This window comes from Aquipluma nitroreducens, assembly GCF_009689585.1.
Lineage (GTDB): Bacteria > Bacteroidota > Bacteroidia > Bacteroidales > Prolixibacteraceae > Aquipluma > Aquipluma nitroreducens.
In genome coordinates, this window is the sequence record NZ_AP018694.1 from 1,824,349 (window position 1) to 1,849,561 (window position 25,213).

28 protein-coding genes and 1 tRNA gene are annotated in these 25,213 nt (G+C 39.1%); 20 read left to right on the forward strand and 9 right to left on the reverse strand.

The window, feature by feature from the left end:
- Positions 1 to 426 precede the first annotated feature (426 nt).
- Entirely contained in the window at positions 427 to 1,059 is a 633-nt protein-coding gene (locus tag AQPE_RS07660; protein WP_318350471.1) for a recombinase family protein, read from the reverse strand.
- A 2-nt stretch (positions 1,060 to 1,061) separates the two neighbouring features.
- Positions 1,062 to 1,460 (reverse strand): DUF6908 domain-containing protein, encoded by a 399-nt coding sequence (locus tag AQPE_RS07665; RefSeq protein WP_318350472.1) that lies wholly within the window; start codon positions 1,458 to 1,460, stop codon positions 1,062 to 1,064.
- A gap of 144 nt (positions 1,461 to 1,604) precedes the next feature.
- Between AQPE_RS07665 and AQPE_RS07670 the strand changes: the two genes are divergently transcribed.
- The 3 genes from AQPE_RS07670 to AQPE_RS07680 all read left to right on the forward strand — a co-directional run bounded on the left by AQPE_RS07670 (position 1,605) and on the right by AQPE_RS07680 (position 3,349).
- Positions 1,605 to 1,847, forward strand: a complete 243-nt coding sequence (locus AQPE_RS07670; protein WP_318350473.1) for a hypothetical protein — start codon at positions 1,605 to 1,607, stop codon at positions 1,845 to 1,847.
- A gap of 57 nt (positions 1,848 to 1,904) precedes the next feature.
- Positions 1,905 to 2,321 (forward strand): hypothetical protein, encoded by a 417-nt coding sequence (locus AQPE_RS07675; RefSeq protein WP_318350474.1) that lies wholly within the window; start codon positions 1,905 to 1,907, stop codon positions 2,319 to 2,321.
- 122 nt (positions 2,322 to 2,443) lie between these two features.
- Positions 2,444 to 3,349: an RES family NAD+ phosphorylase gene (locus AQPE_RS07680; RefSeq protein WP_318350475.1), complete on the forward strand. Its 906-nt coding sequence runs from the start codon at positions 2,444 to 2,446 to the stop codon at positions 3,347 to 3,349.
- Between the two features lie 339 nt (positions 3,350 to 3,688).
- Here AQPE_RS07680 and AQPE_RS07685 read toward each other — a convergent pair whose 3' ends face one another.
- A complete protein-coding gene (locus tag AQPE_RS07685; RefSeq protein WP_318350476.1) occupies positions 3,689 to 5,131 on the reverse strand; it encodes a hypothetical protein in 1,443 nt (480 codons plus the stop codon).
- A 491-nt stretch (positions 5,132 to 5,622) separates the two neighbouring features.
- On the opposite strand from AQPE_RS07685, the gene AQPE_RS07690 reads away from it, so the two are divergent.
- Positions 5,623 to 6,078, forward strand: a complete 456-nt coding sequence (locus AQPE_RS07690) for a hypothetical protein (RefSeq protein ID WP_318350477.1) — start codon at positions 5,623 to 5,625, stop codon at positions 6,076 to 6,078.
- Between the two features lie 156 nt (positions 6,079 to 6,234).
- Here the strand turns inward: AQPE_RS07690 and AQPE_RS07695 are convergent.
- Both AQPE_RS07695 and AQPE_RS07700 read right to left on the reverse strand, forming a co-directional pair.
- Positions 6,235 to 6,305: transfer RNA gene (locus tag AQPE_RS07695), tRNA-Cys, on the reverse strand.
- 91 nt (positions 6,306 to 6,396) lie between these two features.
- Positions 6,397 to 6,822: a winged helix-turn-helix transcriptional regulator gene (locus tag AQPE_RS07700; RefSeq protein WP_318350478.1), complete on the reverse strand. Its 426-nt coding sequence runs from the start codon at positions 6,820 to 6,822 to the stop codon at positions 6,397 to 6,399.
- A gap of 130 nt (positions 6,823 to 6,952) precedes the next feature.
- Here AQPE_RS07700 and AQPE_RS07705 point away from each other — a divergent pair, with 130 nt between their 5' ends.
- A complete protein-coding gene (locus tag AQPE_RS07705; protein ID WP_318350479.1) occupies positions 6,953 to 7,582 on the forward strand; it encodes an NAD(P)H-dependent oxidoreductase in 630 nt (209 codons plus the stop codon).
- Positions 7,583 to 7,659: 77 nt separating this feature from the next.
- Here AQPE_RS07705 and AQPE_RS07710 read toward each other — a convergent pair whose 3' ends face one another.
- Positions 7,660 to 8,637 (reverse strand): WD40/YVTN/BNR-like repeat-containing protein, encoded by a 978-nt coding sequence (locus AQPE_RS07710; RefSeq protein WP_318350480.1) that lies wholly within the window; start codon positions 8,635 to 8,637, stop codon positions 7,660 to 7,662.
- 199 nt (positions 8,638 to 8,836) lie between these two features.
- Between AQPE_RS07710 and AQPE_RS07715 the strand changes: the two genes are divergently transcribed.
- On the forward strand, positions 8,837 to 10,216 hold the full coding sequence (locus tag AQPE_RS07715; protein ID WP_318350481.1) for a glycoside hydrolase family 27 protein: 1,380 nt from the start codon (positions 8,837 to 8,839) through the stop codon (positions 10,214 to 10,216).
- A 44-nt stretch (positions 10,217 to 10,260) separates the two neighbouring features.
- On the opposite strand, the gene folB is transcribed toward AQPE_RS07715, so the two are convergent.
- Positions 10,261 to 10,611, reverse strand: coding sequence for a dihydroneopterin aldolase (folB, locus tag AQPE_RS07720; protein WP_318350482.1), 351 nt, complete (start codon positions 10,609 to 10,611; stop codon positions 10,261 to 10,263).
- Between the two features lie 321 nt (positions 10,612 to 10,932).
- On the opposite strand from folB, the gene AQPE_RS07725 reads away from it, so the two are divergent.
- Complete coding sequence (locus tag AQPE_RS07725) at positions 10,933 to 12,630, forward strand: glutamine--tRNA ligase/YqeY domain fusion protein (RefSeq protein WP_318350483.1); 1,698 nt, start codon at positions 10,933 to 10,935, stop codon at positions 12,628 to 12,630.
- 114 nt (positions 12,631 to 12,744) lie between these two features.
- Here AQPE_RS07725 and AQPE_RS07730 read toward each other — a convergent pair whose 3' ends face one another.
- Positions 12,745 to 13,068 carry a 4a-hydroxytetrahydrobiopterin dehydratase gene (locus AQPE_RS07730; RefSeq protein ID WP_318350484.1) on the reverse strand — a complete coding sequence of 108 codons (324 nt, stop codon included), beginning with the start codon at positions 13,066 to 13,068 and terminating at the stop codon, positions 12,745 to 12,747.
- A 164-nt stretch (positions 13,069 to 13,232) separates the two neighbouring features.
- Here AQPE_RS07730 and AQPE_RS07735 point away from each other — a divergent pair, with 164 nt between their 5' ends.
- Positions 13,233 to 14,252 carry a pirin family protein gene (locus AQPE_RS07735; RefSeq protein WP_318350485.1) on the forward strand — a complete coding sequence of 340 codons (1,020 nt, stop codon included), beginning with the start codon at positions 13,233 to 13,235 and terminating at the stop codon, positions 14,250 to 14,252.
- A 139-nt stretch (positions 14,253 to 14,391) separates the two neighbouring features.
- Here AQPE_RS07735 and AQPE_RS07740 read toward each other — a convergent pair whose 3' ends face one another.
- The gene (locus AQPE_RS07740) at positions 14,392 to 15,012 is read right to left on the reverse strand and encodes a hypothetical protein (protein ID WP_318350486.1); all 621 of its coding nucleotides are present in this window, start codon (positions 15,010 to 15,012) and stop codon (positions 14,392 to 14,394) included.
- 120 nt (positions 15,013 to 15,132) lie between these two features.
- Here AQPE_RS07740 and hydG point away from each other — a divergent pair, with 120 nt between their 5' ends.
- From hydG to AQPE_RS07795, 12 genes are all read left to right on the forward strand, one after another.
- A complete protein-coding gene (gene hydG, locus AQPE_RS07745) occupies positions 15,133 to 16,515 on the forward strand; it encodes a [FeFe] hydrogenase H-cluster radical SAM maturase HydG (RefSeq protein WP_318350487.1) in 1,383 nt (460 codons plus the stop codon).
- A gap of 17 nt (positions 16,516 to 16,532) precedes the next feature.
- Positions 16,533 to 17,462 carry an MOSC domain-containing protein gene (locus tag AQPE_RS07750; protein ID WP_318350488.1) on the forward strand — a complete coding sequence of 310 codons (930 nt, stop codon included), beginning with the start codon at positions 16,533 to 16,535 and terminating at the stop codon, positions 17,460 to 17,462.
- Positions 17,463 to 17,556: 94 nt separating this feature from the next.
- The gene (locus AQPE_RS07755; protein ID WP_318350489.1) at positions 17,557 to 17,784 is read left to right on the forward strand and encodes a hypothetical protein; all 228 of its coding nucleotides are present in this window, start codon (positions 17,557 to 17,559) and stop codon (positions 17,782 to 17,784) included.
- The gene (locus AQPE_RS23880) at positions 17,774 to 18,073 is read left to right on the forward strand and encodes a type II toxin-antitoxin system RelE/ParE family toxin (protein WP_404801007.1); all 300 of its coding nucleotides are present in this window, start codon (positions 17,774 to 17,776) and stop codon (positions 18,071 to 18,073) included. Before AQPE_RS07755 ends, AQPE_RS23880 begins: the two co-directional genes overlap by 11 nt.
- Before the next feature lie 10 nt (positions 18,074 to 18,083).
- Entirely contained in the window at positions 18,084 to 18,359 is a 276-nt protein-coding gene (locus AQPE_RS07760) for an Lrp/AsnC family transcriptional regulator (protein WP_318350490.1), read from the forward strand.
- 151 nt (positions 18,360 to 18,510) lie between these two features.
- Positions 18,511 to 18,903, forward strand: coding sequence for a hypothetical protein (locus tag AQPE_RS07765; protein ID WP_318350491.1), 393 nt, complete (start codon positions 18,511 to 18,513; stop codon positions 18,901 to 18,903).
- A gap of 150 nt (positions 18,904 to 19,053) precedes the next feature.
- A complete protein-coding gene (locus AQPE_RS07770; protein ID WP_318350492.1) occupies positions 19,054 to 19,755 on the forward strand; it encodes a superoxide dismutase in 702 nt (233 codons plus the stop codon).
- Positions 19,756 to 19,868: 113 nt separating this feature from the next.
- Positions 19,869 to 20,663 (forward strand): Rossmann-like and DUF2520 domain-containing protein, encoded by a 795-nt coding sequence (locus AQPE_RS07775; protein WP_318350493.1) that lies wholly within the window; start codon positions 19,869 to 19,871, stop codon positions 20,661 to 20,663.
- The gene (locus AQPE_RS07780; RefSeq protein WP_318350494.1) at positions 20,650 to 21,180 is read left to right on the forward strand and encodes a KdsC family phosphatase; all 531 of its coding nucleotides are present in this window, start codon (positions 20,650 to 20,652) and stop codon (positions 21,178 to 21,180) included. The genes AQPE_RS07775 and AQPE_RS07780 overlap by 14 nt, the downstream gene beginning before the upstream one ends.
- A 71-nt stretch (positions 21,181 to 21,251) precedes the next feature.
- Positions 21,252 to 21,833 (forward strand): Maf-like protein, encoded by a 582-nt coding sequence (locus AQPE_RS07785; RefSeq protein WP_318350495.1) that lies wholly within the window; start codon positions 21,252 to 21,254, stop codon positions 21,831 to 21,833.
- 113 nt (positions 21,834 to 21,946) lie between these two features.
- Positions 21,947 to 22,951, forward strand: a complete 1,005-nt coding sequence (locus AQPE_RS07790) for a substrate-binding domain-containing protein (protein ID WP_318350496.1) — start codon at positions 21,947 to 21,949, stop codon at positions 22,949 to 22,951.
- Positions 22,952 to 23,057: 106 nt separating this feature from the next.
- Positions 23,058 to 25,208 carry a S46 family peptidase gene (locus AQPE_RS07795; protein WP_318350497.1) on the forward strand — a complete coding sequence of 717 codons (2,151 nt, stop codon included), beginning with the start codon at positions 23,058 to 23,060 and terminating at the stop codon, positions 25,206 to 25,208.
- Positions 25,209 to 25,213: the final 5 nt, after the last annotated feature.

The window sequence follows — 25,213 nt, forward strand, 5'->3', positions numbered from 1 at the left end:
AAAACTATAAGTCAATTCAAATCAAAAAATCAAAGAACGCTTGTAATGTTTTAATATATAGTTATTTATATAAGTATTTTAAAAATTAACGCATCACTAGTATTTAGATAATAATAATAATCCTTCAAATAATGACTATCCTCTTGTGGACATAAATAATCGTCAGTTAATTGATTATGCAAGAATCAATATAATTCTGTCAAAAAATGGACATGATCAGTATTACTTTAATTCTTATTATCCTACTGGAAATTTAAAAGTTAGTGAAGCTAAGGGACAAACCGTATTTGAGTTCAGTAATATAAAATTACGGTCAGGAGATGGTTCAGTTATTCCTGTTAGTGGGCGGTTTGAACTATGAAGAAATTACCACAAACAATTTTTACAGCAATTATTGAAGAATTATACATGTAAAACAAAAGCTGTTCAATCGATGAACAGCTTTTTTAGTTTGGTTAACGTGTTTTTGTTGGTTTGGGTTATCTGGTTGATATGAGTGAAACTGTAACCCTTTTTCAACATCTTGATTTCTTCCGTGTATTGATCTTTCATCGCCTCATTACTTTTACGGAAACCAGCTTTGCGACCAACCCCACCACCAGCATTACGGAAATTCATATAACCACTAGCTAAACGGTTTTCGATGGTCTTACGTTCCATCCGTGCCACCTCTGCCAGTATGGTAATAAGGAACTGGCTCATTGGGTTGATTTGTTTCTCTGGTGTTAACGTTTCGATGTTGTAATTTTGGATATACAACGAAATTTTGTTCTGGTTAAGGATTTCGATGGTTTGTAATACCTGCAACGTGTCACGGCCTAGCCGTGACAATTCTGTTACCAGTACTTTATCAATCTGGTTACTGTTTACAAACTCAATCATGTTTAGTAATTCTTTCCGTGCAGCGTTTTTTGTTGCACCTGATATTTTTTCAGCAAAAACACTAACAACCCTATAATTCAGTTTTGTTGCCAGTTGGGTTAAATCGTTAATCTGTCGCTCAAAACTTTGGCGTTCGTTCGTACTGGAAACCCTGCCGAATAATACTACTTGTTGCATGATTAAAGGTTTTGTTGGTTTTTAATATTCCTAAGCCACATATTAGCGAATGATGTATGGTCTGCTTGCATTTTTGTTCTGATACCTTTAATGATACCATCTTCAAACAATACCGATTCTTGTTCACGACCTAAAAAACCATCTTGTTTGAAGTAGCTAGGCATGAATAAACCCATTCCTTTCAATTGAATGAAACACATTTCAGGGTCAGCCATTAAATCACCGTTCTGGTCGTAATAATGAGCAACCGATATGACCATGTATTTATCGTTTTCGAAAACTACCTCAACGGACACAGGCATAAATGAACTATCGGTGTTGTCAATTTTGATGTAACCATCTTCCATCTTGGAAACTATTTTATTCAGTGTAGCTGTTGAGGTTGCGTTCAGTGTTTTCATTGGTGTGTTTGTTTCAAATCGTTAAGTAAAGGTAAGTATATTCAATATAGCTACCAAATATTTTAGTAATTATTTTGAATATACTTACCATTTTATTGTGGGTTTGTGAATATTGTTTAATTTTAGGTTTTCAAATCAACCACTATGGAGAAGTCCGATAATTTTAGGCAGGTAATACACCTGCATGTACTTGCAACCGATGAACATTTCTACTATGGTAGCTTATCTGCCATGTATGATCAGTTTACACGTGATGAATTGGGTGTTGCCATGCAGACGCTCTACAATCAATTTAAAGGCGATTATTATGATAATACTATGGTTGTGATTAGAAAAGGGCGTCTAGTCCAGAAAAAGCACCAAAAAACGGATGATTCAGTTAATTGAATTATGTATATTTGAATAGAAATAAGCTAATCAATCAGAATAATAAATATAAATTCCATGAAACAATCCGTACAAAACATTTGGCGATGGATATTATTTATTCCATTAAGCATAATTGCTTCTGAGATCATAAAGTACTTATTGAATAAATTTGATGGGGGAATTTTTAAATTCTTTTCTCCTGCTTTTGGAGAGGCTATTTCAGGTGTTATTTCATGGACATGTACTGCTATTGTATTAATGCTTGTGGCTTACCAGATAATACCTGCCTACAAAAAGACAACAATGAAAATTTATGCTACAATATGGACGATATTAACCATTGGCTGGACAACATATACCTATATCTTATCAAACGAGGGAGTTGTAGGGTCATTTTGGTTTCCTTTATTATTAAGTCTCGGTTTCTTTGCGGGTTTATGGGGAACTTTTCTAAAATTATTTTACCTACGTGAAAATGTAGAAGCTCATTGAAAAATGCTAAAGACGTACCTTTTTTATACGGAGGTGGTCGCATAGGTTTTTTGATTAAAAGAGAATTACTATAATACAATGAAAGCCCAATTGTTTACAAACGTTCAAAACAATTTTCCCTGATGAATCAAAGTACGATCAGAACATTAAATTATTTAAAAGGCATAAAAAAATCAGCATACCCAATTGTAGAGATTTTAGACCAAATTAAGACATTAAATGATAATGGGTATATAAGTGGAACGCTTCCTGTTGAAACAGAGATTGTAAGAGCCAGATTGCACGATGACAATGAAAGTTTTTATTCAAAGTCTCAACTGACCTATGTTCCCAACCAATTAAATACCAAATATAAAAGAGCAAGCACACCAAACAACACCATGTTTTATGGTACTCTAAGTAACCCTCAACCAGCAAGATATTCAGATTTAAGAGATATTCCACTTATTGAATGTCATCCGTGGCTTAGAGATAAAACAACAAAAGGGTATAGAAAGGTAACATTTGGAAGATGGAAACTTTTAAAGGAAATACGGTTTGTTGCAATAGTTCAACATGATAATTTTAAATCTGTTAATCCAACAATAAAATATTTGTCAGATGTTTTTAATAAAATGCTAACCGAAAATAGAGAAGATACAATTGAAATAACCAATTTTTTTGCTAGCGAATTTGCAAAAGAAGAAACAACCAATGATTACGATTATTTAATTTCAGCGATTTTGAGTGAAGAATATTTAAAAGCAGGAATCGATGGCATTATTTATCCAAGCGTTAGATCAAATGGTGAAGTTTTTAATGTCGCTATAACAGCTGAAGTTGCTGACAAGTATATGACATTGGTACAAGTAACTGAGTGTTCTGTTTACAAATACTTTGAAAATTGTTGGATGGATAATGATTTCAATACTTTACTATATGCAAATCAAACAAATTTCACTTTAGAACCATTGGAATATCCTGAGCATATTGGTACTGAATATTGTTTAAAACAATTAGGGTTAAGTTCTTTAGATGAGTTAAAATAAAATAGCTGACTAAATTATTTTTTTACGTTTTTCAATGGAATGAGTGGCATTTAGTGCAGTATTAATATCCGGCCCAGCCGGATATTAATGTAGGCACTATTATTTACTACATTCCAACCATTAAAATATCATACAACTGGCGTTTTTACTGACATTTGACTAAAATCAGGTATAAATTAATATCTGGTTTTAGTAGCCTCAACGGTGCAGGTAGTACAATAAAACAGGGGTTATAGTACACTTAAAACCTCAACATTTAAACACAAAAAAACCTGTTAAAGGGTTAACAGGTTTTTAAAATTGTAAGTAAAATAAAATCAGAATTTGCCTTTATAAATATTAGTTTGGCTTTACAATGTGTCTGTTCATATAATTTATTCTACCTTCAAAGTCAACTTTTTGGGTTATCGGCTTAGAGATTTTCTCAACCAGTTTCGATCCTCTAGCTAAATCTTTAACCTGTATTTTCTTTATTGATCTATACAGATCGTGTTCCTGACGATTAAATTTTCTTGCATATTTCTGTTCTTCTGGATCGGTGATTTCTTCAGAAACTGTATCATCCACATTATTTGTCATTAATTCCCATGTTAAATCAATTGCGTTGATATAGTTTTTAATTGTTAGTGTACCTGTTGCCAATTCATCAGTTCTATTATATTCCTTATCCCAACTATTTTTTTTGTTGTTATAATATAAACTTAGTGATGGATATTTATGCAGCATCAAATCAATAGTACCTTTGATTTCAGCGTAGTTTTTTAGTTTTTCTGGAACTAAAGTATTACCTGAAACAACATCTGGGTGTGTGGCGATATGTTTTGATTGTAGGTACTGAAAATATAGGTTTTTTAAGGTTCTTTTTTCCGTTTCGAGTGTGTTTTGTGGTACATATTTAAACTTTGGTAAGAGAACAGTATTAAAACCAGTGAAATTAATTGGAGTCACATTTCGTTTATGTTTCTTCTTGTGATTAGTATAGGTTTGTTCAAAATCAAAGAAACTTTCACATTTGCTTTCCATGATTGAAGCTAAGTAATTTGAATCATCCAGTTGTGTATAATCATACAAACTGGCATGTTTTTGCCTCAACGTTAATTCAAATCGTTCCACTTGTTCATTCTCAGTATTCATTCCGTTTTGTTTCCAGCATACAGGAATATAACTTTTAGCGTTTTGGTTTTGGTCAATTTCAATCGTTTTATTATAAATTTTTATGTACTTGACCGAATTTATATTACCCCAATATATTTCATTATCTCCTTTCGAAGTTATATTTCTACGGTTGACCTTACCTTTATGCCTAATCGAATACTTCAAGTTTAATCGGGTTCTTTCTAGGTACTTATGAATGAATTTTATCATCTCATGATTAATACAATCAACAGCAATATCCAAATGACTGATATGTTTAAATCTTAAACCCATATTTTCAACTATTGAATCAACGTATTTAAAGAAATTCTGCTGGTACAACTGAACATTATCGAATTTGAAACTAATTATTTCATCATCTATAAAACCTTTCCTAGGTGAGAATCTTAATTCACCAATCTTACGGTCAGCAATCCATAGGTCAGCAATATTTTGAAACTGTTTGTTTCCAAATGATTGATATTCTATGTAACATTGCGGATTATAGTAATGCTTCCTTTTGTTACCAAACTGGTCAGGTGTTGTGGATGTTGACCATAGTGGTATATTTCCCTTAAACGAAACCTCTAAATTGTCTACGAAAATTAATTTGTTTACATTTTTTACTTTAACTGATTTACTGCTCATATTTTAATTTTTTTACCTCTTTATTTTATTTTTATGGGTGCAACACCTTGCACCCTCAAAAACACCCTGAATCACTTACTATTAGTAGCCTTCAGGCTGTTTGTTAAATTATAGTTAATACTGGATTTACTCATCTAGCACTAACTGTTACACATCGTTAAATAAATTTGGGTGTGAATTTTAATTACTATTCACCACCAAATCATTTTTAATTAAAACTTGTTTCCCCTCCTAATAAGACCAATGGCAGGGTTTAGCCTGCCATTGATTAATTTATTCGAATGAGAAAAATCTAAATTTATCTGTCAATATCAATCAACCAAAAATTTATTTGTCATACGAAATTATACGTTTCCCTTTCATTTTTGTTACACAAAATTAGTTATAATTAAGTTTATAAAAATTGAATATAGGTCTCAAGATATAATTTAAAGTAATTATTTACACTTTTATTGAAGTTTTTTATATATTTGATGAAAATTACTACCTATATGATAACAGTTGATTTAACTCAGAATTTTAATCAGATATACAACGCATTAGTAAAAAAGGGTGAAAAACCAACCAATATTGCAAAGACCATTGGGTACACAACCACGACCCAATTAAAAACTACTCTTGATGGGATAAGTCAACTTTCGTCAAAAGCCATTGTGAATTTGATTGAAAAACTGAATATAAATCCACTATACCTATTTCTAGGAAAAGGTGAAATATTTTTATCTGAATCCACTGAAGATGAATTATTTAAATTGAATGAAGAAGTAGTAAAGTTAAAAAAGGATTTAGACCAAACTATCAGTGCGGGGGTAAATTTAGTTAGACGAAATACTGAGTTAGAGAAGATGGTTGCTAACTTATCAGAGATGCACGCTAAAACATTAAGATTCTACCAATCTAAACCAGAAGAAGAAGAATCAATAAATGACGAAACAGAACAAAATTAAACCAATCGAGATAATACGTTTATAGTTACTCTTTTATGCTATTAATTAATTTTATACACGTTTATAGTTACATTACTGAATTTGCCATAACTGACATAAAACCTGTCATAAACGCAAAAAAGACCCCTTGATAATCAAGGAGTCTCTAATGGGTTGAGGTCAGTGGCGGATTCGAACCGCCGTACACGGTTTTGCAGACCGCTGCCTAACCACTCGGCCAACCGACCAATGCATGGTTTTTCCCATTTTGGGTGCGCAAAGATAACAAAAAAAGTTTCCAACCTACAAGGAAAATTAAGCTTGAGGTAAAAAATATACCTACTGAAGTTTGCTGTCGTAATCCATTCTTGCTTTCATAATTTCGTCCATACTGTTGGAAGCCCATTGTGCAAGTTCCATAATTTGCTGAAGCAACCCTTTCCCAAGTTGGGTCAATTCATATTCAACGCGTGGAGGAACTTCTGCATAAATCGTCCTGGTTATCAAACCATCACGCTCAAGCGACCGAAGGGTTACGGTAAGCATCCGTTGAGAAATTCCTTCAATTTTACCCTTTAATTCGTTAAACCTGATTTTACCCGAATTGCCCAAATTAAGGATGGCCAGTAACGACCATTTATCGCCAAACCGATCCATAATATCGCGAACCGGACAAAATTCGTGGTGCTTTTCGTTTCCATCAAAAAATATTTCCAATTTTTTACGAAGGTCAATCAACTGATCTTCTGCAACAGTTACTTCCATGTTCCCTGGTTATGAAATAATGCGTTCTTGTTTTATCAAAAGTTACTTTGTACTATTGAGGCACTAAAAGTAACTATTGTATTTCAAAATACCAAATTACAAATCGGAAATTCATTAAAACAATAAGAAAATGAGCGCATTAAACAATTTAGAGTGGCGTTATGCCGCTAAAAGAATGAACGGACAAAAAGTTCCGGCAGAAAAATTGGAGAAAATCCTGAAAGCAATTCAGCTGGCACCTACCTCTATCGGGTTACAGCCGTTCACCGTGTTGGTGGTCGAAAATGAAGAGTTGAAAGCAAAAATGGCTCCGGCAATTTACAATCAGCCGCAAATAACCGAAGGTTCGCATGTGTTGGTATTTGCTGCATGGAAAGAATATAGCGACGAAAATGTGGAGAAATACCTGAATAATATTGCAACAGTTCGCGGCATTCCAGTTGAATCGCTGGATGGAATGCGTAACATGATTAACGGTGCAATTTCAGGAAAAACTCCTGAACAGTTGTTGAATTGGAATTCTCGTCAGGCTTATATTGCGCTTGGAACCGGCTTGGCTGTGGCCGCCGAAGAACAAGTTGATTCGACACCAATGGAAGGATTTGACCCGGATGCATTGGATGCAGTTCTTGGCCTTCAGGAAAAAGGATTGCGCAGTACAGTTATACTTGCTCTGGGATACCGCGATGCCGAAAAAGATTACCTCAGTTCGTCGGCAAAAGTGAGAAGAAATAAAGAAGAATTGTTCGTCCGACTTTAATTAAAAAGTCTTCGGACGGTTCAATTGGCTTTGAGAAAATAAAGGCTACCATTTCAGGTAGCCTTTATTCGTAGTTTCTAGTTGAGCGTTATTTTAGCCAGGAACCCGTTGTTGCCTATTACAAATCCTGAGCGAGAATCAATAAATTTCATGTTAGTCAATTGGCCTGTGGTATCTGTCAAAGTATAGTCTTTCACCCAGGTAATTCCTCCATCTACTGAATGATAAATCGCGTTAGAGGTACGAAGTATTATTTTCGACTCATTCACAAAATAACAATCCGGATATTTTTCAGGTATTGAAGAACTGACTTTCATCCAGGAAGTTCCGCCATCCGTCGTTTTCCACAATTCCTGATTAAAATTAAAAACAAAGCCATTATTGGCGTCCAAAAAGTGGAAAGCTGTAATCTGGCTCATCTTCATTTTTAGACTTGTCCAGGTTTCGCCACCATTCGTAGTTTTTACCATGTTGCCAACCGTACTTCCATCGTAGGTTTTCCCTCCGGCACAAAACCCTATATTCCCGTCAAGAAACTGCAACCGATTGTAATTTAAGGCATAATACTCTTCATCGGCACCGGCATCAAATTTCAGAGTCCATGTTTTTCCTGAATCGGTTGATTTCATCACGCCATTTTTCGCTATAAACCCGACAGACGGACTCGTAAAATGCAAATCGAAAATACCAGAGCCCACATTCTCCAATCCGGCAGTTTCCCAGGTAGTACCACCATCTTTCGTATGATAAAGCTCATTTCTTGCAGTAAAAACATTCTTGTCATCAAGCGCCTGAATGCAATTCAAACTTGGTTTTATATCCGATTGAACTTTAGTCCAGCTCTTTCCGCCATCGGTTGTCTTTATTAAGGTTCCCATCGAACCACAGATATAGCCCACTTTATTGGTACCAAAAGAAATATCAGTAAATATTTCAGAACTCCCTGATGCAACAGGAGTAACGGTAATTGTTTGTAAAGTTGGCTCCTTCACCTCGTCTTCGTTCTCACAAGCCATAAGGCTGACCATTAAAAGCAGATAAAATAATCGTTTCATTTTCGTTTTCGTTTAAGATTTATTTTCATGGATAAAAATCTAAGATTTATTCTCTCCTGAAAAGGTTGCGTGGCTAATCTCAGAGAACCATCCTGTTGTAAAATATTCTTTAACCTTGAGTTTTCCCGATCTTTTTATAAATGTTATATTTACACTTTAAACGATAAACCTGAATTACACAACTTATTTATTTCCATACATGAAAAACAGAACCAATCTATTTCTATTCGTCGTTGCAGCGTTTTTGATTGCATCTTGTGCCGGCAAACAAGCAAAACCAGTTACCGAAAATCAGGACAAACAGTTCTGGCAATACGCCAAAACCCCACCAATGGGTTGGAATAGCTGGGATTGCTACGGGCCAACCGTTACCGAGTCTGAAGTAAAAGCAAATGCCGACTATATGGCTGCAAACCTGAAACAACATGGTTGGGAATACATTGTGGTTGACATTCGCTGGTTTGTAGCAAACGACAAAGCGGGCGGCTACAATGAAAAGGATCCGGTTTACACTCTGGATGAATACGGTCGTCTATTGCCAGCCGTGGAAAAATTCCCTTCAGCAGCCGATGGCAAAGGATTTAAACCTTTAGCTGACTATGTTCATTCAAAAGGACTGAAATTTGGGATTCACCTGATGCGCGGAATTCCGGTTGAAGCGGTAAAGAAGAACCTACCAGTGATGGGAACGAATGTAAAAGCTGCCGATATTTATTCCGATTCGCTTCAGTGTGGATGGCTTCACGATATGCACACTGTTGATACGTTGAAAACGGGTGCTCAGGAATACTACAATTCTATTTTCAACCTGTATGCCTCGTGGGGTGTCGACTATGTAAAAGTTGACGATTTGTCGAGGCCATATCACCATGGCGAAATCTCGATGATTCGGAAAGCCATTGACCAGAGTGGCCGCCCGATGGTCTTCTCAACTTCGCCTGGCGCTACTCCGCTAAAATGGGCCAATCATGTGGTGAATCACTCCAACATGTGGCGCATTTGCGACGACTTCTGGGACAACTGGAAAATGCTTGAACCTCAGTTTAAACGCTGTGCCGACTGGGCTCCTTACATTGGCGAAGGTCACTGGCCTGATGCCGACATGCTTCCTCTCGGGCATATTGCTTTGCGCGCTGAACGTGGTACCGATCGCATGACAGGCTTTACCAAAACAGAGCAATATACTCTGATGAATCTTTGGGCAATGTTCCGCTCGCCGCTGATGTTTGGCGGCGATTTGCCTACGAACGACGAGTTTACGCTTTCACTTTTGACGAACGACGAAGTGTTGGCGGTAAATCAGAACAGTTCTAAAAACAAGCAGTTAAAAGCTGAAAATGGATTGATTGTCTGGACTGCAGACGTTCCCGGAACTGAGAATAAATACGTGGCCTTTTTTAACATCAACGACTCTGGGACTTCAGAAATTTCAGTAAATCTCGCTGAACTTGGCGTTGCCGGAAATTATACTGTAAAAGACTTGTGGAGCAAGGAAGATAAAGGTTCGGTTACTGATAAATTCACTGTTTCAGTTGAACCACATGCCTCGGTTTTGGTAAGGTTTTCGAAAATGAAATAGATTATTTTAGTCAGGGCTTCACTTAAGAAGCCCTGACTAAAAACTTATCCTTCCATCGTCAGACTTACTTTTTCGATCTGGCCACCCATCGGCGGGTTCATTTTCGAAACTTTTACCGATACTTTTTGAGCCTCCGGAAATTCAGATTTAATCCTAGTAATGATTCGCTGACATACATGTTCAAGCAAATCAGAAGAAATAGCCATTTCTTCTTTCACTGCCAGATAAGCTTTCTGGTAATCGAGCGTGTCCTCTAATCGATCCGACTGTCCGGCTTTGCCTAAGTCCGCTTGAATGTTAAGGTTCACCAGAAATCGATTTCCTGCAACTTTCTCCACCTCAAAATGCCCGTGAAAAGCATAAAACTCCATTCCTTCAATTTCAATCAAAGCCATAAGAATTTACAATTTAGCTATTTACAATTTACCATTAAAAAGTTCGGAGTGCCTAAAGTGAACTAAAGTTCGGAGATTGAAGATACTGCTAAATTGCTAACAAACCATTCAGCCATAAAACCATTTAACCCACAAGCCTCATCTTCAAATCCCCAAATTTCTACATTCGGTCTTCCGTCTCCGGTCTCCGGTCTTCGCCCACAAAATTAATTTTATTGTTCCGTAATTCAATTTTCAAACACCTAAATATCTGATAGCTGAAATCATTTTATACTTTTGCAGTTAATGCCTTTTAGAAAAGTGATTTTAAAATTGAATAAAATGAGCGAAAATGTGATTGAAAATGACAATGCGGTGAAATCGAATAATTTCATTCACCAAATTGTTGAAGAAGAGATTAGTGCCGGGAAAAATAATGGTCGTGTCCATACCCGGTTCCCTCCGGAACCCAATGGATATCTGCACATTGGCCACGCTAAATCCATTTGCCTGAATTTTGGAACCGCTCAGAAATACAACGGGTTAACCAACCTGCGTTTCGATGATACCAACCCTTCGAGAGAAGAAACCGAATATGTTGATTCCATTATGGAAGATGTCCGTTGGTTAGGTTTCAACTGGGGTGACCGACTATATTATGCCTCCGATTATTTCGACAGGCTTTTTGATTTTGCTGTCAAACTGATCAAGGAAGGTAAAGCATACATCGATGACCAAGATGCTGAAACCATCAGCGCGCAAAAAGGGACACCAACCCGTCCGGGAACTGAAAGTCCGTTTAAAAGTCGCACCATAGAAGAAAATCTCGATTTGTTTATGCGCATGAAAGCCGGTGAATTCAACGAAGGCGACTGTGTTTTGCGTGCGAACATCGACATGGCTTCGCCAAACATGCACATGCGCGACCCGATTCTTTACCGGATTATGAAAGCGCCACATCACCGTACTGGCGACAAATGGTGCATTTACCCGATGTACGATTTCGCCCACGGGCAATGCGACTACTGGGAAGGAATTACTCATTCGATTTGCACTCTTGAATTTGAAGTTCACCGTCCATTGTACGATTGGTTCGTCGATCAACTGAAAGATTCGGATTACCGTCCGCGACAGATCGAGTTTTCGCGATTGAACCTCAACTATACCGTAATGAGTAAACGTAAATTACTCGAATTGGTAAAAGACAATCACGTGACTGGCTGGGATGATCCCCGTATGCCTACCATTTGTGGCTTGCGCCGCCGTGGTTATACTCCGGAATCGATCCGGAATTTTGCAGAACGTATTGGCGTAACCAAAACTGATGGAGTTACTGATGTAGCCCTTCTGGAATACAGTATCCGCGAAGACCTGAATAAACGTGCACAACGTGTGATGGGCGTTCTGAATCCATTGAAAGTGGTGATTACCAATTGTCCGGAAGGGGTTGTGGATCAAATGGAAGCTGTGAATAATCCGGAAGACGCATCGATGGGAACCCGGCTTGTACCATTCACCCGCGAATTATACATCGAACGCGATGACTTTATGGAAGAACCACCAAAGAAATTTTTCCGCCTTTCGCCTGGAACTGAAGTACGACTTCGTTATGCGTATTTTATTACCTGTACCGATGTAATTAAAGATGCCAATGGTGAAATTACCGAAATACATTGCACTTACGATCCGGCTTCACGCGGTGGAAATTCGCCCGACGGACGTAAAGTAAAATCAACGATTCACTGGGTTTCGGCTTCCGAAAATATAGAAGCCGAAGTTCGCCTGTACGATCGTTTATTCTCTGACGAAGAACCCGATGGACATAAAGATGTTGACTTCAAGGAATTCATGAACCACGATTCATTGCAGGTACTTCCCAAATGCTATATCGAACCTTTCGTGAAAGATGCCAAAGTATTGGATCATTTTCAGTTTGAACGTTTGGGTTATTTCAATGTCGATCAGGATTCAACTGCTGGAAAGTTGGTTTTCAACCGCACCGTACAGTTGAAGGATACCTGGGCAAAACAATGTAAATAAAAAGTTAGAAGACCGGAGACGGAAGTCAGAGTACCGGAAATGAAAGATACAAAAGGGTGGAATGAAAATTCTGCCCTTTTTTATAGCTTTCAATTTCATAGACTTTTGATTCTGTTACAGCTTATCAATTTTAGCAGCCAAAATGAAATCATTTTCTGAAAGTCCGTTAACCGAGTGTGTCCACAATTCAATAACTACCTTCCCGTAATAGACGTGCATAACCGGGTGATGATTCTCTTTTTCTGACAATATTGCTACCTTATTTACAAAGTCGATTGTCTGTTTGTAGTTTTTGAAGTGATATTCTTTGACGATCTTTTTGTATTCGATTACATTCCAGCTTTCGTCAATCTTTTCCCGATATTCTGCAATCTGTTTCGGATCAAATGCAGGTGTACCACCTTCGCAGGGAACACATTTTTTTGTACTTAAATCCATGACGTCATAATTTTTATCGGATGTATTTCATATCCGGGTTAATAACATTCTGAATCTTCTCTCAAATAATTAACAATCAGCGGAGATACTTGTTTTCCTTTCCCATCAACCATTCTGGTTCTCATCTGTTGTTAACGGATGATTGAATCAAAATACGAATTGACATGGTACAAAAATCTATTCTCAATATAAAACCCCTGGGATTTCAATGGGAAACCTTTGATCCATTTATCTTCTGTGTTCATCATCGCGACGAATACCCCAAAGGGAATGCAGAAATGGGTCCGGCGGCATCGCTTGAAGGCCGAAACATCGGTCAGGACTTTACCAAAAAAGAGGGTTGGCGAATGTATCACGGTCAGAAAATTCCCGGGTTTCCGTATCATCCTCATCGTGGTTTTGAAACGGTTACAGTGGTAAAAGAAGGTCTGGTTGATCATACCGACTCGTTGGGTGCAGCTGGCCGTTTTGGCAAAGGAGATGTGCAGTGGATGACTGCTGGCAAAGGGGTTCAACATTCCGAGATGTTTCCGCTCATCCATCAGGATAGAGAAAATCCGATGGAACTTTTCCAGATTTGGTTAAACTTACCCAAGGCCAGCAAATTTGTTGAACCGTATTTTAAAATGTTATGGGAAGACAACATTCCGGTTTTAAAACGAACTGGCAGTAATGGGAAATCAGTTGAAATAAACGTGATTGCCGGTACAATTTATGACACAAAGGCTCCCGATCCAACACCTGATTCCTGGGCAGCCAACCCAGATCACGAAGTAGCTATTTTAACGATTAAACTCGAAGCTGGTGCTGATTGGACCTTACCCGAAACTAGTTCCGAAGCAAACCGGACACTCTATTTTTACAAGGGAAAAGGATTGCAAATTGAAGGCGAAATTATTCCAGAGTATCATTCAGTTCAGGTAAAAGCTGCCAGCGAAATTAAACTTCAGTCCGGAAATGAGGATTGTTTTTTGCTGATGTTGCAGGGAAAACCAATTAATGAGCCCGTTGTTCAATACGGACCTTTTGTTATGAATTCAAAAGCAGAAATCCAGGAAGCATATCTGGATTACCAGCAAACCCAATTCGGTGGTTGGCCGTGGCCGAAACACGAACAGGCACACGACCGCAATAAAGGAAGATTTGCCTTATATGCCGATGGTACAGAAGAATTAAAATCATAAATCAGAACTGGCTTTCTATGCCGATTTTGAACAGGTCCCCGTTAATAAGTCAAGTATTTCTTTGGTAAAAAAGCTGTAATAAATAGTTTTGCCTTGAAATTAGGGAATTGAAATCTGACGAATATATATTCAAGTTAGTTTAAGCGCTGCCGACCAAGTCGGAATGTTTACGGCTGAGGTATTCAACCCTCAACATCAGCATCAACAAAACCAGAATACAAACAATAGCCCTTACCGAATAAATGGTTGCCAATGTTCCCTTACTCGATAAAAGGGAAATTGCTGGGGTAACAGCCATGGCGATCCAAATCAGAAACGACTCGGAATTTTCGCGGGTTTTCCAGAGTCGGCTGACGACCGGGAAATAGGCAATCACCAGGATTCCCTGAGTTAAGGTATGAGTTACCACATGATTCCGGGTAACGAACCAAAACAGCAAAATAACAACTACGGCAACAAGACAACCCTTATCGAAACGACTAAAACGTGAAGTATGGTCGCCCCAAAGATAGATAGCGATGGTGACACTTAACGCAAGTACAAGGTCGGTCGTATTCAGGATATTGTCGAGCAAACTAAAATTGTCGGATTTTAAATAGGTTGCCAAACTAATTGCAACTGCAATGGTGAAAAAAATCCACATAGCCAAAGCCGGTTTAATCTTCTGCTTATAAGTGAGCCAGCAATACCAGACCGTAATAAACAAATTAAGAAGAGACACGCTTACAATGGATATCTCTCGAACCAGATTTTCAGGCATAAAAACAGTTTTAAATAAGTTGAAAACAAGTTGCAAGTATATCACATTATTCGAAATTTTAATCATTCATTTTTGAGGATTGAATAGTACCTTTGAAGTACAATTTAGAATTCCACCATCATGTCAGCTTTTATTAACGAAATAGAGATTGCCCAAATTCTGGAACGGAATCAAAATCCTGATCCTGCAAAAGTTAGTGCCGTACTGAACAAGGCCAAAGAGATGAAAGGCCTTGATTTGGAAGATGTAGCCGTACTCTCCAAAATCACCGATCCGATGCAGTTGTTCGAGCTTTTCGAAGAAGCCAATCACATTAAGGAAAAGATTTATGGCAAGCGGCTGGTCATTTTTGCCCCTTTATACATTTCCAATTTATGCGCGAACGAATGCAGCTATTGCGCCTTCAGGGCTAAAAACAAATCCATTCTTCGTCGTTCGCTTAATCAGGACGAAATCAAACGCGAAACCGAAATACTCGTCAGTCAGGGACACAAGCGCATTTTGATGGTTGCCGGCGAATCCTATCCCAAACAAGGATTTCAGTATATCATTGATTCTATTGCATCAATTTATGAGGCAAAAGTCGGGAACGGCGAAATCCGGAGGGTAAATGTCAACATCGCACCTCTCGATCTTCCTGATTTTAAACTACTGAAAGAGGCCAAAATCGGAACCTTCCAGCTTTTTCAGGAAACCTACAATCGTCAAATATACAGCGAAGTGCATACCGGTGGCAAAAAGAAAGATTACGACTACCGGGTTACTGCATTGCATCGCGCCATGGAAGCCGGTATCGACGATGTTGGAATCGGGGTGCTTTTTGGGTTGGCTGATTTCCATTTTGAATTGCTGGCCTTAATGCAACACATTCAGGAGCTTGAAAAGGTTTTTGGAGTTGGACCGCACACCATTAGCGTTCCTCGCATCGAACCAGCAACCGGATCTGACCTTTCAGCTCATCCGCCACATGCTGTTTCCGATCTCGACTTCCGGAAAATCATCGCTATTCTTCGTCTGGCTGTTCCTTATACCGGCATTATCATGTCGACCCGCGAAACTGCCCACATGCGACGCGACACTTTTGCTTTGGGTGTTTCACAGATTTCGGCCGGAAGCCGCACCAATCCAGGTGGTTACAGCGATTCTTTACACGACGACAGCGGCCAGTTCTGTCTGGGCGACCATCGTCCGCTGGACGAAGTGATTCGCGATGTGGCCGAAATGGATTACATTCCTTCGTTCTGCACAGGTTGTTACCGCCTTGGGCGCACAGGACAGGATTTTATGGACCGAGCAAAACCTGGCGACATCAAGAACCATTGTAACCCAAATGCTGTTTCTACTTTCATGGAATACCTGATGGACTATGCTTCGTACGAAACCCGCCTGATTGGTGAAAACCTGATTGAAGATGTAATCAGTTCGATGCACGGACTTGCCCGCGAAAGAGCAATCACCTTGCTCGAAAAGGTAAAAAATGGTAACCACGATATGTATTGCTAATATTGAAAATCAGAGAAATGAAGATAAAAGTCCTTTCAGTAAATACCTCAGAAAAAAAAGGAACTGTAAAAAAGCCAGTGGATACCATTCGGTTAACTGATATTGGAGTCGTTGGCGATGCTCACTCGGGCAAATGGCACCGTCAGGTTAGCCTACTGGCAAACGAAAGTATTGCTAAATTCTCGGAAGAAGCAGGCCGTAACATTAAATTCGGCGAATTTGCTGAAAACATTACTACGGAAGGCTTACTACTGCACGAATGCCGTCCGCTCGACCGTTTCCGGAATGAAAATCTGGAACTGGAAGTCACCCAGATTGGGAAAAAATGCCACGGCGATAACTGCTCCATTTTTCGCGAAGTGGGCAATTGCGTGATGCCCAAAGAAGGCATTTTTGCACGTGTTATCCACAGCGGAAACCTGAAGGCTGGCGACCAGTTGGAATACCTGCCCAAAGTGATCAACATTCAGATCATCACTTTGAGCGACAGGGCCAGCGCCGGCGAATATGCCGATAAAAGCGGTCCCCAAATCAAAAATCTGGCTGAAACTTTTTTTTCAGGAATTAAAAGACAAACTGCAGTTACAAATCATTTAATTTCTGATGATCAGGAACAACTTGCACAACTGATTGAGTTCGCCATTTCGCAGCAAGTTGATGTGGTTTTTACAACCGGTGGCACTGGAATTGGACCGCGAGACATTACACCGGAAACGGTTCGCCCGTTGCTCGATAAGGAAATTCCGGGAATCATGGAACTGATTCGGGTAAAATATGGGATGGAAAAACCTGCGGCCTTGCTGAGTCGCAGTATTGCTGGTGTTTCGGGCAAAACACTCATTTACACTTTGCCCGGAAGTGTAAAAGCTGTAACCGAATACTGCAACGAAATTCTCCCAACTATCGAACATTCATTGTATATGATTGAAGGGATTGACAGCCATTAAGAGTGTAAGAGACAAACCTAAGAACCCGAATTTACCAAAGTCTTAAACTCTTTTTTTGATTGACTTTTTTAACTTTGTAAAAAAACGAATATAAATGGGACACAATGCAATGAAATTAGAGTTGATAGAGTGGCTCACCAAACTTGAAGATAGTGAGACATTGAATTATTTGAAAATAGTAAAAGACTCAAATGAAAATGCTCAGGACTGGTGGCATGAGTTACCAGAGTCAGTCAAGAATGGTATTCACCAAGGACTTGATGATGTTACAGAAGGACGAATCGTTTCGCATAACGATGTGAAAAAGAAATATGGTCTCTAAGTTCAACCTATTTTGGACAGAGGAAGCCATTCGGGATCTGGAAAGTATATTGGATTATCTCTCACAAAAATGGAGTATAAAAGAAGTCCTCAATTTCAAAAAATCACTTTCCTCGCAGATCAAGTTGATCGAACAATTCCCGACGATTTTTCCTCTTTCAAAATATAATCCACGATTAAGAAAGGCTGTTTTGAGTAAGCAAACAATTATTTTCTATGAAATAAAAGATCATTTCATTTACATTGTTTACCTATTTAGCACCGCGCAAAATTCTGAAAATATTAAATAATGCCAATAACATGATAAACGCCATTATACTCATCAATGCCGAGCGCACCAAAATCAATTCAGTAGCAGAACAATTGGTCAGTTTGACCGGAATTACAGATGTTTACTCCGTCAGTGGACGATTCGATTTGGTTGCAGTTATCCGACTGCCTCACGCTGAAGATCTGGCTGAACTGATCACCGAGAAAGTAACCAAAGTTGAAGGGATAACCCAAACCGAGTCGATGGTAGCTTTCAAAACGCTTTCGAAAAGCGATATGGCCAGCATGTTTGAGCTAGGCAATTAGCATGAATTGGTATGAAATTGTGTAATATCCATTCATTTTCAATGGGATATTAACAAATCTATTTTTATGTAATTATTCTTTCGGGCTTATTCCACATATCAAAAATTGGTTGTATTTTGTCTTCACCTAAAACCACAATTCCGAATAAGCAATGCCTGAAGAAAAAGACATTTCATTTAAGAACCTTTATTTTAAAATCAGTTCGAAATTTGATTACCTCGAAGTTTTAATTGATGACATCAATTTTTCTGATCAAAAAACCTACATCGCTTCGGTTTCGGTCATTCTTGAATATGCATTAGCCGTTTATCCAAGATACGTTATCATCAATAAACTAAATTCAAAATTCAGGATTATTCCAGAATTATATCCGTTTACTCAAAGAAACATAATTGCTCCGCTAAAATCAAACGGGGTCAGAAAAATTATAGTCCTGACAAATGAAGGCGGACAGCGGTACGAGGAGATCGGGAAAGCAGAACCTTTCATTAAAGCATTTCAGTCAAAAGCTGAGATAATAAAATGGATTTCTGAAAATCCTTAGCATATCTGTAAACTCCGAAAGCTCAATCGGAAAACCAGAAACTGTTTCATATTTGATTCGAAGGGTATAAACAAAACTACCGATACAACTGTTTCTAATTCTTACAATTAGTCATTTAAGAAAACAGTCCAACTTCAAAATTTAAAAATTATGAAACGTAGAAATTTTATTGCCCTTGTCGGGACTTCTTTAGTCGCCGCCCCAGTTTGGTCAAACGTTTACAACTCCAAAATACCAGCACAAAAGGCTATTGATGCTACTTTTCCAGAGTTACCATATGCTTACAACGCGCTAGAGCCAGTCATTGATGCAAAAACAATGGAGATTCATTACACGAAACACCACAAAGCATATTTCAACAATTTTCTGGCAGCCATCAAAGATTCGCCCGCTGCCGAGATGAATTTAACAGACTTATTTGCTGGCATCAGCAAACAGAGCGCTGCCATCCGAAATAATGGCGGGGGATATTACAACCATAAGCTTTTCTGGGAAAATATGTCGCCAACAAAGTCGAGTCCTTCAGTTGTTTTGAAAGGCGCCATTGACAAAAGTTTTGGAACAATGGATAAATTCAAAGAAGAATTCGCCAATGCCGCAAAGAAGCACTTCGGAAGTGGATGGGCCTGGCTGGTTGCCGGAAAAGATGGCAATCTCTTCGTAAGCGACACCCTCAATCAGGATAATCCGTTGATGGATGTGGTTGATAAAAAAGGAACTCCGCTCCTTTGTCTCGACGTGTGGGAACACGCCTATTACCTTCAATATCAAAACAAAAGAGCCGAATACGTCGACAATTTCTGGGACATTGTGAACTGGGATGTCGTTAGCAAACGATACGAAAACAGATAGATTTGATTTAGCTATATTTTAGTGAGCGGGTGACTTCGAGTCACCCGCTCACTCGCTTTTATGCCAGTTCTTCACCGTTTTTTTTTTACCTTTCCAACATTAAAACAGAAGCCATGATTAAAAATGTTGTAATTATTGGGGCTGGAAATCTGGCCACTCAATTGGCTCTTTCCCTTCACGAAAAGGGAATTCTGGTGAAACAGGTTTACAGCCGAAAAACAGAAGCCGCATCGGAACTAGCTCGAAAAGTGAATGCCAGTTTTACCAATGATCTGTCTCAACTTCTTCCTGAAACTGATTTGTATATTATTGCGGTGAAAGACTCAGCCATTCAGGAAGTACTGGAAAACATTTGGTTAAGAGATGATCAACTGATTGTGCATACCGCTGGCAGCGTTCCAATGAACATTTTAGAAGGATTCAGTGCAAATTATGGCGTATTTTACCCACTCCAAACCTTTTCAAAATCCAGAAAAATCGATTTCTCAGATATTCCGATTTGCATCGAAGCCAATCATCCGTTCAACCTGTTGAAGCTGGAAAAATTGGGAAAAATGCTATCCACGTCTGTTAACCAAATTAATTCTGAGGAACGGAAAACACTTCACCTGGCTGCAGTTTTTGTCAATAACTTTGTAAATCACCTGTATGCAATTGGTGCGGATATTCTTCACGATAAAAAGCTCGATTTTGATCTTCTAAAACCTCTCATTCGGGAAACCGCTGAGAAAATTGTTTCGCTGCATCCCATTGATGCCCAAACCGGACCTGCCAAACGAAATGACCAAGACACAATCAAGACCCAATTAAAAATGCTTCAGGACAGACCGGAGTTTCAGAAAATCTATAGCTTTGCCACCGAAAGTATTTTTCGGCTTCAACAAAAACATGACCATGACCTTCTTTAAAGAAAGATTAAAAAATATTAAAGCATTCATTTTCGATGTCGATGGAGTATTATCATACGACACTTCACCTCTCGACGAAAGTGGTGACCCTGTTAGAACTGCAAATGTGAAAGATGGGTTTGCAATCCGTTATGCACTCCAAAATGGATTTCAGATGGCAATCATTACTGGCGCAAATACACAGCGGGTAAAACTTCGGTATAAAAAACTCGGAGTTGAACACATCTACCTTAACTCGTTTCAAAAAATGGAGTGCCTCGATGACTTTATCGTCAAAACAGGTGTCGCCAAAAATGAGATTTTGTATATGGGCGACGATCTGGTTGATTTCCCAATTATGAAAGAAGTTGGTATTCCGACTTGCCCGGTCGATGCGGTTCCTGAAGTCAAAGCCATTTCGATGTACATTTCGGATAAAAAGGGTGGCGAAGGCTGTGTTCGCGATGTGATTGAACAAGTGATGCGGTCGCAGCAAAAATGGTTTGGGCAGGAAATTAAAGGCATTAAAGCGGATTAAAAACAATAAGTTCGAAGTGCCTGGAATTTAACTCCGAATTTTAACCACTCCGAACTCCGAACTTTCATCATATGTTTCTTCAGAATCTTGAACAATACGAAATTATACTGGCATCAAAATCTCCGCGTCGTCAGCAGTTGCTGAGCGATTTGGGTCTGAGGTTCAGCGTTCAGTCCATGGACATTCCGGAGGTTTTTCCTGACAATTTGGGAATGACCGAGGTTTCGGTTTATCTGGCTGAGCTGAAAGCCGAGGCATTTCGTCCACAGCTAAAAAACAATCAATTGGTGATAACCGCCGACACCATTGTCTGGCTAGATGATCAGGTTCTGAACAAACCAACTGATTATGCCGATGGATTCCGGATGCTGAAGAAATTATCGGGCAAAAAGCACCAGGTCATAACCGGAGTGTGCTTATTATCCGCGGAGAAAAAAGTGTCGTTTTATGCTTTAACCGATGTCTGGTTCAAGGAATTAAGCGATGAAGAAATTTGCTATTATCTGGAGTGCTACCAACCGTACGACAAAGCCGGCGCATATGGCATTCAGGAGTGGATTGGCTATATTGGGATTTACCGACTTGAGGGTTCATTTTTCAATGTTATGGGGTTGCCGGTTCAGAGTGTTTATGAGCATTTAAAGACCTTCTGAAAACTCAAAGGGAAAATCTGATCGCCCCGGTGCTTTAAAAAAGGCAATTGCATTTGTAATAATCCAACGGATAAATAGTAACTTGCCACAAAGTCTATCAAAAAATCATTCTCATGAAATTACATCGATTGTTGATCATTCTGATCTTCATTGGATCCTTTATTCAGCTATCAGGATGCAAGCACCCCAAGCCTAAAATTGGGATTTTAATGCATGGCTATGAAAATGCGCGATGGACGAAAGACAAGGATTATTTGGTTGACAACCTGACTAAAGAAGGTGCTGATATTATGCTTGAAGTTGCTAACGGTGATCAGCAAAAACAAATTGCACAAGCCCAAACAATGATCAGCAATGGAGTTCAGGTGTTGATAGTAGTTGCAATCAGCCAGGACGAAGCAGCTAAGATCGTTGAATTGGCCCATAAAGCCAACGTAAAAGTTATAGCTTACGACCGTCTGATCAATGGATGTAAACTGGATTATTACGTTACCACAAATAGTACACATATCGGTGAACTTCAGGCCTCGTACCTTACTTCGCTAAAACCCAAAGGCAAATATGCCTTGATTTGCGGATCGAAATACGATGGCAATTCGATGAGACTTTTCCTGGGGCAAATGAATATCCTGCACCCTCTCATGGAAACCGGAGACATTCAGCTGGTTTACAGCGAATTCACCGAAGATTGGTCTTCGGCTGAGGGAGCCTTACATACCAAACATATTTTTGAACAAAATACAGATTCGATTACCGCCATTCTTGCCGGAAGCGATGCCATTGCCGATGGTGTACTGGAAGTATTGGAAGAACGCGGTTTGGAAGGGAAAATAATGGTTTCAGGACAAGATTGTGAGTTAGACAATGTGAAAGCAATCATGAATGGAACTCAAACTTGTGATATCCTAAAACCGTTGAAAGAAATGGCTTCAATTACTGCAGAACTAGCCGTCTCGCTTGCGCTTAAAAAACCTTTAAAAATGAAGTTTACCTACGAAAGTAATGGGAAGGCACTGGTGAAATCGATTTTACTTGATGCTTCAATTGTAAACCGAAATAACATTGAGAATACAGTGATTGCCTCCGGATTTCACACTTCGGCTGAGTTAAACCAATAAAACCGCAATATAATTCGCTTAAGTTTTCCACTGGTTTATGATTAAAGCACTGACCTGTATTTTCAATTGTTAATTATATTCGCGACTTAAAATAAATTCAGAAAAAATGTTCAGGAAAAACCTACTCGTTATCGGACTTGTTATGCTTTCCCTTATGCCCGCTGTGGCCAAAGAAGGCATGTGGATTCCAACCCTGCTCAATAAATACAACATCGAAGAAATGAAGCAAATGGGCTTCAAACTTACTGCCGAAGATGTCTATAGCGTCAACAAAGCAAGCATGAAAGATGCCGTTGTTCTGTTTGGAACAGGTTGTACCGGCGAATTGATTTCGGGAGATGGACTTCTGATTACCAATCATCATTGTGGGTTCGACGCGATTCAGAACCACAGTTCGCTCGAACACGATTATCTGACCAATGGATTTTGGGCAAAAAATCGCGAAGAAGAACTTCCAAATCCTGAATTAAGTGTTCGCTTTTTAAACCGTATGGAAGATGTCTCAGATCAGATTTTAGCCGGAACTGAAGGCCAGCCAAGCGATTCAGTTTCAGTAGTTATCAACCGAAACACCAAACAAGTTATAGCACAAGCTACCGAAAAAGGGAAATTTGAGGCTACGGTTCAGCCACTCTTCTACGGAAACCAATATTTCCTATACGTTTACGAAGTTTATACTGATGTGAGATTGGTCGGAGCGCCTCCATCAGCTGTCGGGAAATTCGGTGGCGATACCGACAACTGGATGTGGCCACGTCATACTGGCGATTTCTCTTACTTCCGTATTTATGCCAACAAAGAAAATCAGCCGGCCAAATATTCACCTGATAACGTTCCTTACAAGCCGAAGAAATTTTTCAAAATTTCAATCAAAGGCATTCAGCCAAACGATTTTACCCTTGTGTTTGGCTACCCGGGGAAAACCCAGGAATACTTGCCATCGCAGTCGATCCGGCAAATTATGGAGCAGGGCGATCCCGATAAAATTAAAATCCGCGATCTGAAACTTCGCCTGTTGGCAGCTGATATGAATAAAGATCCTGAAGTTCGGATTCAATATGCATCGAAATATGCCAACACCAGCAATGCCTGGAAAAAATGGCAGGGTGAAGTAAAAGGTTTGAAACGGCTGAATGCCATCGAAGCCAAGCTAAATTTCGAAAGCGAATTCAAAAATTGGGTCGAAGCCAATCCGGAACGAAAAAGTAGATACGGCCAGGTATTGCCGAGCTTCGAAAAGCTTTATGGTGAAATTGCAGGCTACACCAAAGCCAATGATTATTATTCGGAAATCGTTCTCCGCGGAACCGACATTTTTAACATTGTTTCTTTCTTTGAAGCCATTGACAAGCGCTGGCCTTCCCTGTCACCAGCCGATAAGCAAAAAATACAAAAAGCAATTCAACCTAAGCTAAACGAGTATTTCAACGAATACAACCGAGCTACCGACGAAAAAGTCTTTGCAGCTTTGTTGAGCCTTTATGCCAAAGATATGGATCAGACCCTTCTTCCTGAAGATTTTAAATCACTGATGAATAAAACAACTCAGCAAGATTTGATCAGCAAAATCTATCAGGAATCCATATTTTCAGATCAGGAAAAACTAACTAAAGTTACTTCGGCACTGAATGCCAAAAGTTTCAAAACGATCGACCAAGATCCAGTATTTAAAATTTTTAGGAGCCTGAAAAAGCAATTTGATTCGAAAGTTGAACCTTATTACACTTCGCTCCAGAAACAAATTGATGGCACAATGAAAACCTACATGGCAGGGATCATGGAAATGAATCAGGGCAAATCCTTGTGGGCCGATGCCAACAAAACGCTTCGGGTATCTTATGGAAAAGTAGAAGGCTATGAACCAATGGACGGTGTAACCTACTTCTATTACACAACTCTGGAAGGCATTATGCAAAAAGATAATCCGGCCATTTACGATTACAATGTTCCGCAGGGACTGCGCAATTTGTTCCAATATAAAGACTACGGAAGGTATGGAAAAAATGGTCAGATGAACGTTTGTTTCACGGCCTCGAACCATACCACAGGAGGAAATTCAGGCAGCCCGGTTATTGATGCCAATGGAAACCTGATTGGGGTAAATTTCGACCGTTGCTGGGAAGGAACAATGAGCGACCTGATGTTTGATCCGGAACGTTGCCGTAACATTATTCTCGACATCCGGTATGCGCTTTTCATTACGGATAAGCTGTCTGGAGCCGGTTATTTACTAAACGAAATGGTGATTGAGGAATAAAGGCC

Bases quoted from the DNA above. Each gene is read 5' to 3' on its own strand.
- AQPE_RS07660 (WP_318350471.1), bottom strand. From the start codon at position 1,059: ATGCAACAAGTAGTATTATTCGGCAGGGTTTCCAGTACGAACGAACGC.
- AQPE_RS07665 (WP_318350472.1), bottom strand. From the start codon at position 1,460: ATGAAAACACTGAACGCAACCTCAACAGCTACACTGAATAAAATAGTT.
- AQPE_RS07670 (WP_318350473.1), top strand. From the start codon at position 1,605: ATGGAGAAGTCCGATAATTTTAGGCAGGTAATACACCTGCATGTACTT.
- AQPE_RS07675 (WP_318350474.1), top strand. From the start codon at position 1,905: ATGAAACAATCCGTACAAAACATTTGGCGATGGATATTATTTATTCCA.
- AQPE_RS07680 (WP_318350475.1), top strand. From the start codon at position 2,444: ATGAATCAAAGTACGATCAGAACATTAAATTATTTAAAAGGCATAAAA.
- AQPE_RS07685 (WP_318350476.1), bottom strand. From the start codon at position 5,131: ATGAGCAGTAAATCAGTTAAAGTAAAAAATGTAAACAAATTAATTTTC.
- AQPE_RS07690 (WP_318350477.1), top strand. From the start codon at position 5,623: ATGATAACAGTTGATTTAACTCAGAATTTTAATCAGATATACAACGCA.
- AQPE_RS07700 (WP_318350478.1), bottom strand. From the start codon at position 6,822: ATGGAAGTAACTGTTGCAGAAGATCAGTTGATTGACCTTCGTAAAAAA.
- AQPE_RS07705 (WP_318350479.1), top strand. From the start codon at position 6,953: ATGAGCGCATTAAACAATTTAGAGTGGCGTTATGCCGCTAAAAGAATG.
- AQPE_RS07710 (WP_318350480.1), bottom strand. From the start codon at position 8,637: ATGAAACGATTATTTTATCTGCTTTTAATGGTCAGCCTTATGGCTTGT.
- AQPE_RS07715 (WP_318350481.1), top strand. From the start codon at position 8,837: ATGAAAAACAGAACCAATCTATTTCTATTCGTCGTTGCAGCGTTTTTG.
- folB (WP_318350482.1), bottom strand. From the start codon at position 10,611: ATGGCTTTGATTGAAATTGAAGGAATGGAGTTTTATGCTTTTCACGGG.
- AQPE_RS07725 (WP_318350483.1), top strand. From the start codon at position 10,933: ATGAGCGAAAATGTGATTGAAAATGACAATGCGGTGAAATCGAATAAT.
- AQPE_RS07730 (WP_318350484.1), bottom strand. From the start codon at position 13,068: ATGGATTTAAGTACAAAAAAATGTGTTCCCTGCGAAGGTGGTACACCT.
- AQPE_RS07735 (WP_318350485.1), top strand. From the start codon at position 13,233: ATGGTACAAAAATCTATTCTCAATATAAAACCCCTGGGATTTCAATGG.
- AQPE_RS07740 (WP_318350486.1), bottom strand. From the start codon at position 15,012: ATGCCTGAAAATCTGGTTCGAGAGATATCCATTGTAAGCGTGTCTCTT.
- hydG (WP_318350487.1), top strand. From the start codon at position 15,133: ATGTCAGCTTTTATTAACGAAATAGAGATTGCCCAAATTCTGGAACGG.
- AQPE_RS07750 (WP_318350488.1), top strand. From the start codon at position 16,533: ATGAAGATAAAAGTCCTTTCAGTAAATACCTCAGAAAAAAAAGGAACT.
- AQPE_RS07755 (WP_318350489.1), top strand. From the start codon at position 17,557: ATGGGACACAATGCAATGAAATTAGAGTTGATAGAGTGGCTCACCAAA.
- AQPE_RS23880 (WP_404801007.1), top strand. From the start codon at position 17,774: ATGGTCTCTAAGTTCAACCTATTTTGGACAGAGGAAGCCATTCGGGAT.
- AQPE_RS07760 (WP_318350490.1), top strand. From the start codon at position 18,084: ATGATAAACGCCATTATACTCATCAATGCCGAGCGCACCAAAATCAAT.
- AQPE_RS07765 (WP_318350491.1), top strand. From the start codon at position 18,511: ATGCCTGAAGAAAAAGACATTTCATTTAAGAACCTTTATTTTAAAATC.
- AQPE_RS07770 (WP_318350492.1), top strand. From the start codon at position 19,054: ATGAAACGTAGAAATTTTATTGCCCTTGTCGGGACTTCTTTAGTCGCC.
- AQPE_RS07775 (WP_318350493.1), top strand. From the start codon at position 19,869: ATGATTAAAAATGTTGTAATTATTGGGGCTGGAAATCTGGCCACTCAA.
- AQPE_RS07780 (WP_318350494.1), top strand. From the start codon at position 20,650: ATGACCTTCTTTAAAGAAAGATTAAAAAATATTAAAGCATTCATTTTC.
- AQPE_RS07785 (WP_318350495.1), top strand. From the start codon at position 21,252: ATGTTTCTTCAGAATCTTGAACAATACGAAATTATACTGGCATCAAAA.
- AQPE_RS07790 (WP_318350496.1), top strand. From the start codon at position 21,947: ATGAAATTACATCGATTGTTGATCATTCTGATCTTCATTGGATCCTTT.
- AQPE_RS07795 (WP_318350497.1), top strand. From the start codon at position 23,058: ATGTTCAGGAAAAACCTACTCGTTATCGGACTTGTTATGCTTTCCCTT.